General features: G+C 75.7%; 6 protein-coding genes. 1 reads left to right on the top strand and 5 read right to left on the bottom strand.

What is annotated here, in order from left to right; all coding sequences use genetic code 11:
• The first annotated feature begins 174 nt into the window (after positions 1 to 174).
• Positions 175 to 1,308 (top strand): DUF3103 family protein, encoded by a 1,134-nt coding sequence (locus tag ACH4SE_RS04615; protein WP_398541815.1) that lies wholly within the window; start codon positions 175 to 177, stop codon positions 1,306 to 1,308.
• Between the two features lie 62 nt (positions 1,309 to 1,370).
• Here ACH4SE_RS04615 and ACH4SE_RS04610 read toward each other — a convergent pair whose 3' ends face one another.
• From ACH4SE_RS04610 to ACH4SE_RS04590, 5 genes are all read right to left on the bottom strand, one after another.
• Positions 1,371 to 1,868, bottom strand: coding sequence for a nuclear transport factor 2 family protein (locus ACH4SE_RS04610; RefSeq protein ID WP_398541814.1), 498 nt, complete (start codon positions 1,866 to 1,868; stop codon positions 1,371 to 1,373).
• 112 nt (positions 1,869 to 1,980) lie between these two features.
• Complete coding sequence (locus ACH4SE_RS04605) at positions 1,981 to 4,155, bottom strand: MMPL family transporter (protein ID WP_398541813.1); 2,175 nt, start codon at positions 4,153 to 4,155, stop codon at positions 1,981 to 1,983.
• Positions 4,152 to 5,537: a flavin-containing monooxygenase gene (locus ACH4SE_RS04600; RefSeq protein WP_398541812.1), complete on the bottom strand. Its 1,386-nt coding sequence runs from the start codon at positions 5,535 to 5,537 to the stop codon at positions 4,152 to 4,154. Before ACH4SE_RS04600 ends, ACH4SE_RS04605 begins: the two co-directional genes overlap by 4 nt.
• Positions 5,538 to 5,567: 30 nt before the next feature.
• Entirely contained in the window at positions 5,568 to 7,988 is a 2,421-nt protein-coding gene (locus ACH4SE_RS04595) for an SDR family NAD(P)-dependent oxidoreductase (protein ID WP_398541811.1), read from the bottom strand.
• A 5-nt stretch (positions 7,989 to 7,993) separates the two neighbouring features.
• On the bottom strand, positions 7,994 to 15,916 hold the full coding sequence (locus ACH4SE_RS04590; RefSeq protein ID WP_398541810.1) for a cytochrome P450: 7,923 nt from the start codon (positions 15,914 to 15,916) through the stop codon (positions 7,994 to 7,996).
• Between the last annotated feature and the right edge of the window lies 1 nt (position 15,917).

Below are 15,917 nucleotides of genomic sequence, written 5' to 3'. Positions count from 1 at the left end.
GTTCACCGGTTGGCCGGGAGAGGGCTTGTTCTCGTTGACATGCAACGGTCATGATGGGCGGGCCGGGATCTATTCGCGTAGACCGCTCGCGCGCAGATCGGCTCCGTCCTGACCCACCCTCGACCGCGGCCGCCCGGAGCGGCGGGCGCGGGAACGCCTCCAGGAGGAACCTCCGTGCACCTCACCGTTCACCAGCGCGCCGCGCTCGGGCTCGCCCTCGGCGCGGGCTGCGTGCTCGCGACCCAGGGGCTCGCACTGCCCGCCGCCCACGCCGACACCCCCGCCGGCGCACGGCAGGGCTCCCAGGTCCGGGCCGCGGAGGACACCGTGGCCCGGTCGCTCGCCGCCTCCCTCGGCTCGGCGCAATGGCGCGCGCAGGTGCGGGACGCCGCGCTCGGCTCCGCACCGGCCGGCCTCGCCCCGCTCACCGCGCGCCCCGGCGCGCCCGCCGCGCTCACCGGCGCCGTCACCGCCGCGGAGCGGCGCATCGCCGCCGCCAAGGGGCTGGGCGCGGACGCCGGGCCGCTGCTGCGGCTCCGGCTCGGCGACGGGTCGATGCGGGCCGCGCTCACCCCGGACACCGTGCCGCTCGTGGCGGTGGCCGCGGACGACGACCGGGCCGGGACGGTCACCGCGTACGACAGCGCGGGCCGCGCGCACGCGCTGAGCGCCGCGCGGGCCCCGCGGGAGGCCGTCTACGTCGTCGACCTCGACGTGGACCGGGCGACCGCCGCCGGGCTGGCCCAGGTCGACAAGGCCCTGGACAAGGCGGGCCTGCGGCCGGCCGCCGCCCCGGCGGCCGCGTCCGCGGCCACGGGCGGCTACTGGACGACGACGATCGACTCCGTCCACCTCAACGACGACGAGGAGCCCTGGGCCCTCGGCAACGCCGAGATCTACTCGATCGTCACCGGCTTCGGCCCCGACGGGAAGGTGCGCGTCGACACCGTCGACATGCCCTACCTCGACGACGACGGCACCACGTACTACCCCCACCAGATCCTGGTCAGCTGGTCCAACTACAAGTACGACCTGGCCGACGTCGTCATGATGGAGGCCGACAGCGACACCAACTACGCGGCGCTCGCCAAGGCACTGGCCGACGCGCTGCTCACGATCACCGACCAGGGCGCCTACATCCCGCTCGTCGACGCGGTCCTGGGCGCGCTGCCGTCGTCCTGGTACACCAACGACGACGACTACGTGGACTCCTGGTACACCCTCGCCACCACGTCGTCCGGCCAGTTGAACGGCGCCCGCGGCAACGGGCGGATGACCGTCGAGCCGTACTGGGTCGCCGGGTTGTAGCACCCCGGGGGAGGGCGGGCCCGCGACGCGCCACGCGGGCCCGCCCGGCTCCGGGCCGGCGCTCAGGCCGCGGGGGCCGCCGGGGCCGCGGCGGCGCGGAAGGGGCCGGGGGCGCCGACGGGCGGGGCGGCCGCCTCGGCGACGCCCTGGGACGCGAGGGTGTCGAGGACGGACGCGAGCAGCGCGGTGTCGCAGTAGATGTGCAGCTCGGTGATCCTGCCCCAGGCGATACGGATGACGTGGACGCCCTGGTTGGAGTAGTGGTTGCCCTCGCGGTCGGTGAGGTGGTCGACCCACTCGACGAAGGCCACCGTGTTCCAGGGCCAGCCCTTCGCCGAGACCTTCGTGAGCTCGAACCGCAGGTCGGGCAGCAGCGCGGCGAGGCGGTCGTACCACTGCTGGATGCGCCGGTTGTCGTGCCGGCCCCCGCCGAGGGCGTGCGCGCCGGAGAACCAGTGCTCGGCCCCGGGCGTGAACTGGCCGACGATCGCCGGGTAGTTGCCACGGTTGACCTCGGCGAAGGACTTGCGCAGGTTGCGTCGGACGATGGCGTGGTACACGGTCACCTCTGCTGGTCGGACGGCTGGTGGACGGTGGTGGTGGCCGCCGCCCCGCGCGGCGGTTCCGGCGGCGGCCGGCGCTTGCGCTCCGCACCACCATGGTGACGCTTCGTCAGCCCGTGCGGGCGTATTCGGACCGTGCCGATTCGGCCGGGAGTCCGCCCTCGCCCAGCCCGAAGCGCGCGTGCAGGCGGCTCAGCGGCGCCGGGGCCCACCAGTTCCACCGGCCCAGCAGCGCCATCAGCGACGGGACGAGCAGGGCCCGTACGACCGTGGCGTCCAGCAGCACGCCCAGCGCCGTGCCGAGGCCGAGCTCCTTGATGAAGACGATCCGCGAGGTCGCGAGCGCCCCGAGCGCGACGCAGAACAGTAGCGCCGCCGCCGTCACCACCCGTCCCGTGCGGCCGAGGCCCAGCGCGACGGCCTCCCGCTCGCCCGCGCCCGCGTCCCGCGCCTCCTTGATGCGGGCGAGCAGGAAGACGCCGTAGTCCGTGGACAGGCCGAAGACCATCGCGAAGAGCAGCACGGGCTGCGTGGCGTCCAGCGCGCCCTGCCCCGTCGTGCCGAACAGGCCCGCCCCGTGGCCGTGCTGGAAGACGGCGGTGAGGACGCCGAAGGTCGCGCCGAGCGTCAGCACGTTCATCACGACCGCCTTGAGCGGCAGGACGACCGAGCCCGTCATCAGCAGCAGCACGAGCATGCTCGTGAGGAAGACGATCGCGGCCGCGAGGGGCAGGCGCGCGAGCAGGCTGCCGCGCAGGTCGACGAAGGTCGCGCTCTGGCCGCCGACCAGCATCCCGCCGGGCGCGGGCAGCGCCCTGATGTCCTCCACCAGCCGGCGGGACGCGCCGCTCAGGCCCGGCTCGCGCGGGACGGCCCGGATCAGCCAGGTGCCGCCGTCCAGGCGCTGGGGGGCGGAGGCGGCCGCCGCACCGGGGAGGGCGGCGACGCGGTCGCGCAGCGCGGCCAGCCGGGGCCCGGCGTCCGGGCCCGCGGTCACGACGACGGTGACGGTCTCCAGCGGATCGGCCGGGAAGCGGGCCCGCAGGGTGTCGTCGACGGCCCGGCTGCTCGCGGTCGACGGCAACGAACCCGGCCCGACGGTCGTGAACGCCACCCGCGCGAAGGGCAGCGCCAGCACGACCAGGAAGGCGCTCGCCCCGGCCGCGACCAGCACCGCGTGCCGCATCACCCCGCGCGCGAGCGCGAACCACCCTCCGTCGGTGCTCTCCGGCTTCTCCAGCGCCCGGTGCAGGCGCCCGGGTGCGAGGAAGTCCAGGTGCCGCCCCAGCACGCGCAGCAGCGCGGGCAGCACCAGCAGCGCCACCAGCAGCGCGGACAGCGCGACGAGCAGCCCGCCGACCGCCATGGAGTACAGGAAGCGCTGCCGGAAGACGAACAGCGCGGCCATCGCCGCGCTCACCGTCAGCGAGCTGAAGAGGATCGTGCGGCCCGCGGTGCGCAGCGTGACGGCGACCGCGCGCGGCACGTCGGGGTCGGCGGCCAGCTCGGTGCGGAAGCGCGACACGATGAGCAGGCTGTAGTCGATGGCGAGGCCGAGGCCGAGGGCCGTGACGAGGTTGAGGGAGAAGACCGACAGCGGCGTGAAGCTGTCGACGATCCGCATCCCGAGCAGCGTCAGCACGACGTTCAGCCCGCCGATGAGCAGCGGCAGGGCGGAGGCGACGAGGCTGCGGAAGATCCACAGCGACAGCACGAACAGGACCGGGAAGGCGGCGAGTTCCGCACGCTCCAGGTCGTGCTGGACCGTCCGCACGACCTGGTTGCCGACGACCTCGCTGCCGCCGAGCCGCACGTGCGGGTCCCCGGCGGTGGCGTGCAGCAGGCGCCTGACGGCCGCCTGGTAGTGGGCCGCCGCGCCCGGACGAGCGCTGAACTCGCCGATGACGAGGGTCTGCCGGCCGTCCTTCGAGAGCAGGGCCCGGTCGTGCGTGCGCGCGTAGGAGCGGACGGACGCGAAGGCCGGGTCCGCGTCCATGAGCGCGGCGACCTTCGCCGCCTCCCGCTGCGTACGGGGGCCGGTGGCCGGGGCGCCGGTGTCGACGAGGGCGATCACGCCGCCGTCGCCGTGGACGCCGGTCGCCTGCTCGATCCGGTGGTCCGCGCGGACGCTGCCGGACCCGGGCGTGACGAAGTCGGGGTTCCCGCCGGTCAGCCGGGAGGCGACGGGGGCGCCGGCGAGGACGGCGAGGACGGCGGCCGCGAGGGCCGCGAGCAGGACGGCGCGGGCGTGGCGGGTGGCGAGCCGCGTGAGCAGGTTCGTCATGCGGCACGCTCCCGCTGCCGCTGCGGGAGGACGGCGGCAGCGCCCGCCGGGGGTGGCGGCTCCACGTTGAAGCGGCGGACGAGTTTGCGCAGCAGCGCGCGGTAGGAGAAGTGGTCGACCTGGAGCCAGTGCCGCTCGGAGTCGTAGTAGCGGATGCCGCCGCTGAGCCGCTCCGTGGTGACCGGCTGCGCCTTCGCCCTGCGGAACCACACCGCCCTGCGCGGGTCCGTCCGCAGCAGGTGCAGGTAGCGGGCCATGATCTGCGCCTGGTAGTCCATGAGCGGCCAGTTGCCGGTGGACGTCTGGAAGTAGCCGACGACGAAGAGGTTGTCGTACGCCGGGTGGAAGGCGCCCAGGTGCAACCGCGGTGTGCGCCCGGTCCAGTTGAGGTGCCTGCGGGCGACGAACGGGAACTCCGTCATGCGGTAGCCCGTCGCGTTCACGATGACGTCCACCCGCTCCTCGCGGCCGTCGGTGAACAGCACGCGGTCGCCGCGCAGTTCGGCGACGCCGGGGCGGGCCGCCACGTCCCCGTGGCCGAGGGCGTACAGGAGCGTGGAGTTGATCACGAAGTGCTCTTCGAGGAGCTTGTGCGCGGGTCTCGGCAGCCCGTACGCGGCCGGGTCGCCCGCGCTGTTCAGGCGCAGGAAGAGGCGGCCGAAGGCCCGGACCACGGGGCGCGGCAGGCGCCACCTCAGGACGTTCTCGTACAGCACGTCGGTGGGCACGCCGAACAGGTACTTCGGCCAGTAGTAGCAGCCGCGGCGGACGCTCAGGAACGTCGCCTCGGCGTTCTGGGCGGACTCCACCGCGATGTCGCAGCCCGACGTGCCGCCGCCGACGACCAGCACACGCCTGCCGCGCAGGACGCCCGGGTCGCGGTACTCGCAGGAGTGCAGCACGGTGCCGTCGAAGTGGCCCTCGTAGTCCGGTGAGCGCGGCGCCCAGTTGTGGCCGTGCGCGATCACGACCCCGGCGTAGCGGCGGACTTCACCGCCGTCGAGCGTCACGTACCAGTGCGGTGAGCCGTCGCGGCGGTCGATCCACTCCACCGTGCGGTGGCACTCGACCCGCTCGCGGACACCGAAGTGCGCGGCGTACGCGCGGAGGTACGCGTGGGCGTGGGTGCGGCCGAGGTAGGTCGGGTAGTCCGCCGGGATCGGGAAGTCGTCGTACTGGATGTACGGCTTGGACGTGATCAGGTGGATCGAGTCGTAGGCGGCGCTGAAGGGGTTGCCGCCGTTCCAGTTGCCGCCGACGTCGTCGGCGCGCTCGATCACGTCGACGTCGAACCCGAAGGCCTTCAGGTTCTTCGCGGCGGCCAGGCCGCCCGCCCCTGCGCCCACGACGCAGTAGGCGTCCGACCGGTCGACGGTGCTCACGGGTTCTCCTGGGGGTGGGTGGGTCGGGGGTCAGGGTCGGGAGAGGCGCAGGGCGCGGAGGCGCAGGACGGGATCCGGGGCGTCCGGCGGGGCCGCGGTCCAGTCCGCGGCCTCCGGGGTGCCGGTCAGGCGCAGCGGCCCTGCCGCCGCGGGGCCCGCCGTGAGGGTGGCGACGGTCAGGCGGGTCGCGGGCGTGCTCCGGGCCGCCCATGCCTCACGCACGACGTTCTCCAGCGCGCCGAGCGGGAGGGAGGGCGCCGGCGCGGGCGAGCCGAGCAGCCAGTCCGCCGTGCGGGCCGGGGGGACGAGGGCGTGCCGGGTGCCGTCGGCGGCGCGGTGCCACCGCGCGAGGGGGACGACATGGCCGGTCCAGCTCAGGGCGTACTCCGCCGGGCCGTCGGCCGGGGGCGCGTCCCCCCGCGCCGCAGGCGGCGGGGCGGGGGCGGGGGCGGGCGCGGATCCGTGGACCAGCTCCGCGGAGGCCAGGTGCGTGTCCCCCGCCGTCAGCGTCACCGTCACGTGCCACGTGCCCCCGGGGCCCCACGCGCCCGTCGCCGTACGGGTCAGGTGCGTCCGCGGGTGCGGGAGGCGGAGGGCGGGGAGGTCGACGGTGATGCCGCGCGTCTCCCGCAGGCGGAGGTCCCGCGTCCCCCCGGGCCGGACCCAGGCGCCTGCCGCGTGGAGGAGCTCCAGGGCCAGGGAGACGGGGAGGGCGGGGCCGCCGTCGACGCGGAAGTCGTCGCAGACGGGCGTCTCGGCGGGGCGCAGGGTGTGGCGGGTGGTGAGGGAGGCGTGCGGGTGGAAGCGGCGGGGCTCGCCGAGGAAGTGGCGCGCGGTGGCGAGCCGTTCGATGCCGGGCAGGCCGGAGTCCTGCGGGTAGCCGCGCAGGACGGAGGGCAGCATCGCGGGGCCCACGTCGCCGATGAAGGTGACCTCGCCCGTGCTTCCCGACCGGAGTTCGCGCTGCCAGTGGTGCAGGGCCTCGCCGACGTCCACGGCGGACATGTAGGCCAGCGTGGCCTCGTAGTTGGTGATCATGCCGAGGCGTTCCCAGGTCGGCCAGCAGACCGTGGTGAGCGGGAGGCGGTGCGCCGCGGCCGCCCACAGGCCCAGGCGGCTGAGCCCCTCGTTGGCGGCGCCGTAGTCGAGCTGGCCGATCATGCCTCCCCAGCGGCCGGTCAGCGAGCCGACGTTGCAGAAGAAGGCGGGCGTGCGCGGCGGCAGGGCGTGCAGGAGGTTGAGGAAGCCGCGGATCTTGACGCCGACCACCGCGGCGATCGTCTCCGGCGTCTTGTGCGGGAGGCGTGCCGGGATGTCCACGCCCGCGTTGTGGACGACACCGGCGAGGCGGTCCCCCGCGCGGGCGAGGAGCCGGCGGGCCTGCTCGGGGTCGGTGACGTCGCAGGGGACGTAGTCGATCCGCAGGCCTTCGGCGCGGGCCGCGGCGAGGTTGGCCCACAACTCGCGGGCGTCGGCGAGCCGCGCGAGGGCGGCCCGGGCGGCGGGCAGGCGGTGTTCGGCCGCCGCCGTACGCAGCCGCGCGTCGCGGTGGGCGCGGAACTCCTCCTCGGACAGGGCGACCTCGGGGGTGCGGTCCGCGTCGGGCAGAGGGCTGCGGCCGCTGACGATCACGCGGACGCCCGGGTCGGCCGCGAGGGCGCGGGCGAGCGCGAAGCCGATACCGCGCCCGCCGCCGGACATGACGACGGTGCCCGCGGCCGGGAGGGGCGAGCGGGGCGGGCCGGGCTGTGCGGGGCGCGCCCGCAGGGTGTGGCGGCGGCCGCGGTGGTGGCCGATCTCGAACGGGCCCCAGCGGTAGAGCTCGCGGCACACCAGCTGCGCGGTGGCCGCGTCGTCCTCCTCACCGAGATCGAGGACGCGGATGTTGCAGTTGGGGATCTCCCGGGGCAGGCCCTTGGCCAGGCCCGCCCACAGCCCGCCCAGGGGTTGCGCGGCCGGCCAGGCGGGCCCGAAGCCCATCAGGCCGCCCAGGCGGGTCACCGGGAGGTAGAACAGGCGGTTCGCGTCCGTCTCCGCCGACCAGTCGGCGTGGACGGCCTGGAGCACGCGGAAGGTCTGGCGGAGGGCGGGCTCCCACGCGTCCGTGGCGGTGGGGGCGAAGGGGCCGGGCAGGCCGAGGTCGACGATGCCGTCGAGGCGGCCGCCCGCCGCGGCCAGGAGGGCGGGCACACCGTCGTCGGCCGCGGGGGCGTCCGCGCGGGGCGGGGCGAGGCGGTGGACGTGCGCGCCCGCCGCGCTCAGCCGGGCGCCCACCGCGTACGCCGCCGTCTCCCGGCCGCCGGCCACCACGATCACGCGGCCGCGCAGGCCGGGGGCCGGGCCGGGCGGCAGGGGGGCGGTCTCGACGGGCTCCCAGACGTAGCGCCCCACCGGGCGCACGGAACCGTCCGGCGGGTAGTCGACGGCGGGCGGCGCGGGTGCAGGGGTCACCGGTGTCATCGGGGCCTCGGGGAGATCGCGAGGCGGATGCCCTCGACCGGCCGGAAGGAGACGGTCGTGGGGAGGGTGAGGGGCGGGCCGGGCACGGGGCGCAGGCGGAAGCGCTGGGCGACCATCGCAAGGGTCAGGTGCATCTGGACCAGCGCCATCTGGCTGCCGATGCACTTGCGCCGGCCGCCGCCGAACGGGAAGTAGGCGTAACGGGGGTGGGCGGCGCGGTTCCCCTCCGAGAAACGCTCGGGGTCGAAGCGGTCGGGGTCCACCCAGAAGTCGGGGTGGCGGTGGGTGACGTAGGGGACCATGAAGACGCTGCCGCCCTTGGGGATGCGCCAGCCGCCGACCTCGTCCTCGGCGACCGCGTCGCGCGGGTAGAGCCAGATGGGCGGGTGGAGGCGGAGCGTCTCGTCGGCGACCATGCGGGTGTAGGGGAGCCTGGCGAGGTCCTCGATGCCGGGGGCGCGGCCGTTCAGGACGCGTTCGGCCTCGTCGTGCAGCCGCTCCTGCACCTCGGGGTGCCGGGCGAGTTCGTGGAGCGCCCAGGCCAGGCCCGTGCCGGTGGTCTCGTGGCCCGCCATGAAGACGGTCATGATCTCGTCGCGGACCTGCTGCCGCGTCCACTCCCCGCCGCTCTCGTCCCGCGCCTCCAGCAAGAGGCTGACGAGATCGGCCGACCCGCCGTGCTCGCCCGCCCGGTGGGCGGCGACGATGCGGTCGACGATCTCGTACATCACCCGGCGGGCCTTGCGGATGCGGAGGTTGTACGGGATCGGGACGGCGGACGGCGTGAGCTGGTTCAGGGTGCCACGGAAGACCATCGCCTCGATGACGGTGAGCATCGCGGCGCCGACACGCTCGCTCTCGGGGTGCAGGTCGGTGCCGAACATCGCCCTGCCGAGCGCGCCGAGCGTCAGGTCCATCATCTCGGGGACGACGTCGACGGTCCCGCCCGCGGCGGCCGTGGCCTCCCAGCGGTCCAGGACGGTGGCGGTCGCGCCGGTCATGGTCGCGGCCATGCCGTCGACGGCCGTCCTGTGGAAGAGCGGGTTGACGACGCGTCGGTGCTGCTTCCACTCGTCGCCGTCGAGGGTGAGCAGGCCGGTGCCCATGAAGATCTTGAAGTAGTCGTAGCCCTTGCCGCGCACGTAGTTGGCGTTGTTGTCCTGGAGGACGTAGCGGATGTTGTCGGGGTGGAGGTTGAGGTGGACGGTGAAGAAGCCGAGCGGCACACGCACCATGTCGCCGTAGTCGCGGGCGAGTTGGCGGAAGAGGGCGGGCGCGCCCCGCTGGAAGCCGCGGATGCTGCGGTGCAGGGCCAGCGGGCCGGCCGGGCCGGGGGCGCGCACGCCCGCGGGGCGCGGGGCGCCGGGGGCGGGCCTGCGCGAGCGCGGTCCGGGGGTGCGGGCGGGGGTGCGGGCGGGGCTGCCGGCGCCGGTGCGCTGGGCGGGGACCTGGGCCGTACCGGGGGCCGGCGCGGGGGTCGCGTCGGCGATCGGGTCGGGGGTTGACGCGGGGGCCGCGTCGGGGGCCGCGTCGGCGGCCGGCGCGGGGGTCGGGGCGGGGGCCGCGTCGGCGGTCGGGGCGGGCACCGGCGTCGGCTCGGGTGCCGCGCCGGATTCAGCTTTTCCCATCGCCGCCACCTCCTCCTCGGGCTCGTCGGGGCGGTCCGGGGGCGGCGCCTGGGCGGCCTCCGCCGGAGTCAGGAAACGGCCGGTGCTGCGGCTGAGGTAGCCCATGACCGTCCATTCGAGGTCCTTCATCTGGAGCAGGATGCGGCCGTCCGGGCGTACGGCCACGAAGCGGTTGCCCGCGCCCGGCGCGGCGCCGTCCGCCGCCGCCTCGGGCAGCACCGCGTAGAGGTCGACGTGGCTGTGGCGGGCGGCGACCGCCGGGTCGCCGCCGTGCTCGTAGACGTCGACCCGGCCGATGCCGAGCGGGGCGGCGAGGGGGACGAGGTCGCCGTCGACGAGGGCCAGGACGCCCGTGCGGGCGAGCCCGTCGAGGAGCACCACGGGCATCCCGAAGCGCCCGAAGACCGGGTGGTCCGGGGGGAGCCGGAGGGTGTAGGTGGAGCGCTTGCCGCCGGGGTGGAGGCGCGTGCGGGAGGTCGAGACGAAGAGGTCGGTGAGCAGCACCGGCGAGCCCGGGCTGTGGTACGGGTCCGGTACGGGCGTCTCGGCGGCGTCGTGCCAGGGGGCCCAGAGGGGCGCCGCGGGGAGCCGGGCGGCCATGAGGACGCGGATCTCGAAGTGCAGCCGGTCCCTGACCAGCACGGTGCCGCCCGGGGCGACGACGTCGCCGGTGACGCGGACGCGGACCACCGCCTGACCGGTGTCCGGGCGGCGTTCGGCTACCTCGGCGCGGATGCGCTTGGGCGGTGCGGCCGCGCCGGACTCGTGGACCTTGAGGAAGTGGTGGAAGCGGACGTCCTCGAAGGCGTAGACGAGCAGGCCGGGGACGAGCCGGGAGGCCGCCTCGTACGCGATCTCGGTCACGAACGTGCCGGGGAGGGTGGGGACGCCCCCGACGCGGTGGCCGCGCAGGTAGCCGTCGGTCGTGAGGTCGAAGACGCGCTCGAAGGTGACGCTCTCCGCACCCTCCCGGGCCACTTCGCGGCCGAGGTAGAAGCTGGGCCCGCCGGACCGTTCCCGGCCGGGGCCGGGGCGGCCCGGGGCGCGGGTGACGGTGGCGGGCTGCGGGACGCGGTCGGCGGCCGCCCGCGGGGCGGGCAGCTTCACGCGGGCGGGGGGCGTGTCCCGGGGGGTGAGGAAGCCCGGCAGCAGACGCTCCACCGCCCGGCGTTCGGCGTCGCCGAGATGGATCGCGTAGGGCGCGGGCGCGGCGAGGTGCAGCTCGCGCACGAAGTGGTGGACGCCCTCGGGGGTGCTCATCGCCGAGTACAGACCGCTCTTCTCGAAATAGGCCCTGGTCAACTCGGCCGCCCCGAGGCCGACATCACCCCAGAGCGTCCAGCCGACGGTGAACTCCCGCTCCCCGAGCACCTGGTGGGCGTACGTGGCGGCGGTGCCGAGCAGGTCGTTGGCGCAGGCGTAGTCGGCCTCGCCGATCTGGCCCGTCATGCCCAGCAGGGAGCCGAAGTTGCACCACGCGGCCGGGGGGCGGCCGCGCAGGGCCGCCTTGAGGTTGCGGTAGCCGCGGACCTTGAGGTCGCGGACCCGGCGGAATTCGGCGAGGCTCTTCGTCGCGATCGGGGCCGAGCGGTTGAGGCCCGCGGCGTTGACGAGCAGGTCGATGCGGGCGCCGCCGGTCTCGGCCGCGACACGGTCCACGGCCGCCGCCACCTGCGCCGGGTCGGTCACGTCGCAGGTGAGGTAGCGGACGTTGCCGGCGCCGCTGTGCTCGGCCATCCGCGCCAGGTTGCCGCGGATGACGCGGGCCTGGCCGATGCGCTCGTAGGCGCGGTTGAGCTCCGCCGGGGTGCGGCCCGAACCCAGGCCGCGGCGGATGTAGTCGGCCCGGCCCCGGGCGAAGTCGGCGTCGCTCAGGGCGAGGTACTCCGCCGGGTGCGACTCCACCGGGTTGGAGCCCAGCACGTAGAGCGCCGGCCGGAAGTGCCGTGCCAGTTCCGTCAGCAGCTCGGCGGTGATGCCGCGCCCGCCGCCGACGGCCACGACGACGCTGCCCGGCCCGAGCGCGGCCCGCTCCGCCGTCTCCCCGGGCTCCTTCGCCAGGGTGACGGCCAGCCGCGTACCCCCGTCGTCGTACGCCACGGGCAGCCCGCGCCCGTACGCCGACTCGCGTGCCGCCCGGGCGGCGCCGGCCGCCGGGTCCCGGGTGTCGGTGACGAGGGCGAAGGTGAGCGTGTCCGGGTATTCGAGGTGGACGACCTTGAACAGGCCGGTGAACAGGCCGGTGTACGGGTGCGGGGTGCGGCCGCTGAGCGCGCCGAGCAGCAGGCCGACGCAACTCGCCGGTGCCGCACCGGAGCCGGCGGGCGCCGCGAGGGCGTCGTGGCGGAGCCGGACGGTCTGGAAGAGCACTTCGGTGAGGAGATCGGCGCCCTCACCCTCGGGACCGGTGGCGCAGAGGTCGGTGAGCAGGCGGATGTGCCGCAGGCGGTGGCCGGGGTCGGCCGCCTCCAGCAGCGGGCCGACCGCCTCGGCCGCGGGGACGTGGTGGACGCCGGGGGCGCCGTCCACCGGGGTGGTGCAGAGCACGAGCGTGCCGGGCGGCGCCCCCGCCGCCGCTGCCGCGCCGGGCCGGTCGGTGAGGACGACGGTGGGCTCGGCGGGCCAGAACGCCACCTCCTCGCGCACCGGCAGGCCGGGGGACTGCGCCAGGACCGGAACGTACCGGGCCACGGCGGCCGGGCGCGGGCCGTCCGGTCCCTCGTACCGCTCCGCGTCGCGGAAGCGGGGCGGTACGGCGACCGCGGCGCCGGCTCCGGCCGCGGTGGGGGCGCTGATCCGCACCGCGAGGTCGGGCGCGCCCTGCTCGCCGCGGCAGACGACGAGGCCGTCGCGCTCCCCGGGCTCGCGCGCCAGGACCTGGAGGACCCCGACGGCGCCTTCCGCGCCCAGGAAGCACGCGGGCCGGTCCGCACGGCGGGCGCCGCACTCGACGGCCCCGGACACAGCGGTGCCGGCCGCGTCCGGGGTGTCCGGGGTGTCGAGGTACGCCAGCACCTCGAGCTCGTGCGCGGCCGCGGTCTCCTCCGTCACGAGCGCGAAGAGGAAGGCCCCCTCGGCGAGCACGGTGCCGGCGTCGAGGGCCTCGTCGAGCAACTGCCGCACCTCGGCGGTGCTGTTGCCGTTGATGCCGCCGACGAGCGCCATCGACAGCTCACCCTGCCGGAGGTAGCGGATCGCGACGTCGATCGCGCTCAGCGTCGAGGTGAAGCCCGTGTCCACCGTCATGTTGAGGCCCTTGAGGTCGAAGTAGTTCGCGACCCGGGCGGGGATGACGTTCGGCATCATGCCGGGGAAGGAGTCCTCGCTCGACGGCGGCACGAGCCGCCGCACCTCCTGCCCGAGCCGCTCCAGCGCGTCCGGCAGCCAGGGCGCGGAGCCGAGCCCGGGGTCGGTGCGCAGCGCGAGTGTGAGGTCGTCGAGGTAGCAGCGCGTCGCGTAGAGCGTGGCGTTGCGCGTCGCCCCGAGGTGGCCGAGGACGACACCGGTGGTCTCGCGATGGTCCTCCCAGAAACCGCCGAGGCTGTCCCGGAGCCGGTGCGCGCAGCGGAGGATCATCAGCTGGCAGCGGTCGATGCCGCGCATCATGCCCGGCGGCATGCGGACCTGCTGGAAGGACGGCAGCGGGTAGGTGTCACCGAAGGACAGTCCGCCGGGGGTGCCGGGACCGCCGGCCGCCCAGGCCGGGAGGTCCTCGCCGGGGTCGCCCGCCGGGGCCGCGTCGCCGCCGGCGGGCGGGACGTGGGCGGTGCGGGCCACGACCGCGATGCGCTGCCGGGGCGGGGCGTCCCGCGCGTCCGGCCCGCTCGTGACCGGCGCGGAGACGGGCGGCGGTTCCTGGACGACCAGGTGGGCGTTCGTACCGCCGAAGCCGAAGCCGGACACCGCGGCCGTACGGCTCCGCCCGCCGCGCGGCCAGGGGACGGCCTCGGTCGGCACGGTCAGGTGCGAGCCGTCGATCGCGAAGTCCTCCGGTGTGCGCGTGAAGCGGTGCTGCGGCGGGATCACGTCGTGCCGGAAGCCGAGCACGACCTCGATGAGCGAGGCCACGCCCGCGGCCCACCCCGTGTGCCCGATCACGGACTTGTTGGACGTGACGACCACCGGGCCGCGGTCGCACGCTCCGTCCTCCCCCGCCGGCATCTCGCTGACCGTCTCGCGCAGCGTCGTGAACTCGGCGAGGTCGCCCGCCGGGGTGCCGGTCGCGTGCGCGACGACCCACTCCGGGCGGACGCTGCCCATGCCGGGCGCCGCCATCGCCCGCCGGATCGCGAGCTTCTGGCCCGCGGCGCTCGGCGCGTAGATCGCCTTGCCCTTGCCGTCCGAGGACGAGCCGAAGCCGCGGATCGTGGCGAGCACGCGGTCCCCGTCGCGGCGGGCGCGGCCGAGCCGCTTCAGGACGACGGTGGCGGCCCCGTCCGAGAAGAGGACGCCGTCGCTCGCCCGGTCCAGCGACCGCACCTCGCCGCCCACCGAGAGCCCGTTCAGCTTGGCGAAGAGGACGGAGCCGCGCGGCCCCACCGCGAACGACCCGCCGCACACGGCGATGTCGTGCCGCCCCTCCAGCAGCCCCTTGAGACCGAGGTCCACGGCGTAGAGGGAGGACGAGCACGCGGTGTCCACGAGCAGCAGCTCGGCGTCGTCCGGCAGCACCCCGCGCATCGCGCCCAGCCCCACCTGGTGCGGGAAGAAACGCAGCGGGTCGGGGCCGCTGCGCCCGTAGTGCGCCGCCAGCCGGCGCCCGATGCCGTCGAGCGCGGCGGCCTTCCGCTCGCCGCCGAGCCCCAGCTCGTCGAGGATCGGCCCCATCCGGGCCAGCACCCCGGCCCGAACGGTCGCCTCCTCCAGGTGCTGCGAGCCGTCCGCGGTGTAGCCGACGAGGAAGGAGCAGCGGTCGCCCGGCCCGAGGGCGACGCCCTCCATCGCCTGGAGGAGCGAGTGCCGCAGCCACAGCGTCGTCGACTCGACACCGGCACCGTCCCCGCCGCCCAGTTCCGCCGCGAGCCGCGGGTGCGGGACGAAGCCGGTGATGAAGGCGGAGTGCCGGGAGTACGTCTTGTCCTCGGCCCGCCGGTCGGCGGAGTGGAACCTGGCGTTGTCCCACCGGTCGGGCGGGATCTCGACGAACCGGTCGGCTCCCTCCATGAGTTCGCGCCAGAACTCGTCGGGATCGTTGGCCCCCGGCACGACGATCCCCATGCCGACGACGGCGATCTCGTCCCCGTCGTGGCCACCGCCCGCCCGCTCCCGGACGGCGGCGGACGCCACCGTCGCCGCGGGGGCGGGCGGTGGCGCCGGTGCGTCCGGTGCCGCGGGCCGCAACGGGGAGGAAGCGGCGGACGGCGCGAGGGGGCCGCCCGGCCGCGGGTCCACGGGCTCCCCCGCCTGCGCCCGGGAGGAGGCCGGGGGCGGGGTGGTGACGGCCGGTATGGCCGTCTCGGCCGCGGGGGTGCGCGGCGCCGGGAGGACCGCGGCCCGCGGGGCGGGCGGCGACAGCAGGGCCTGGCCGGTGGACAGGCCCCCGTCGGCCAGGATGAGCTGGCCGGTGATCCAGCTGGAGCGGGGGGACGCCAGGAAGGCGACGACCTCGGCCAGCTCCTCCGGGTGGCCCAGGCGGCCGAGCGGGGTGGCGGCGATCGTGGCGGCCTGCATGGCGGCGGCGTCCGGGAAGAGGCCGGCGACCTCCGAGTGGAGCATGCCGGCCGCCGCCGTGTTGACGCGGATGCCGTCGCGCGCGTAATCCACCGCCAGGTAGCGGGTCATGGCCTCGACCGCGGCCTTCGCGGGGCCGCACGCGAGGTAGTTGGCCATGACGAACTGGCCGCCGCCCAGCGTCGAGATGTTGACGATGCTCCCGCCGCCGCGCCGCGCCATGAGCGGGGCGGCACGGCGGGCGCACGCCAGGCCGCCCTTGAGGTTGGTGTCGAGGGCGCGGTCGAGCAGCCGGTCGGTGACCTCCGCGCTGGGCACGAGCGCCCCGGCGGCAGCGTTGTTGACCAGGATGTCGAGGCCGCCGAAGCGCTCCTCGATCTCCGTGAACATGTGGTCCACCTGCCCGGGGACGGCGACGGACGCGCGGATCACGTGCGCGCGCCCGCCCGCCGCCTCGATCTCCGCGAGCGTGTCGCGCGCGGGTCCCGGCGAGTGGAAGTGGTTGACGACGACCGTCGCGCCGCCCGCGGCGAGGCGTTTGGCGATGACCTTGCCGACGTTGCGGGCGCCGCCCGTGACGAGGGCGACCCTGCCGTGCAGCTCTTCAGATCCGGTGGACACG

Origin of the sequence: Streptomyces sp. NPDC020983, assembly GCF_044333485.1 — a bacterium.
Classification (GTDB): Bacteria; Actinomycetota; Actinomycetes; order Streptomycetales; family Streptomycetaceae; genus Actinacidiphila.
Note: the sequence above shows the minus strand (reverse complement) of the source record. Positions and strands in the feature narration are given on the sequence as shown.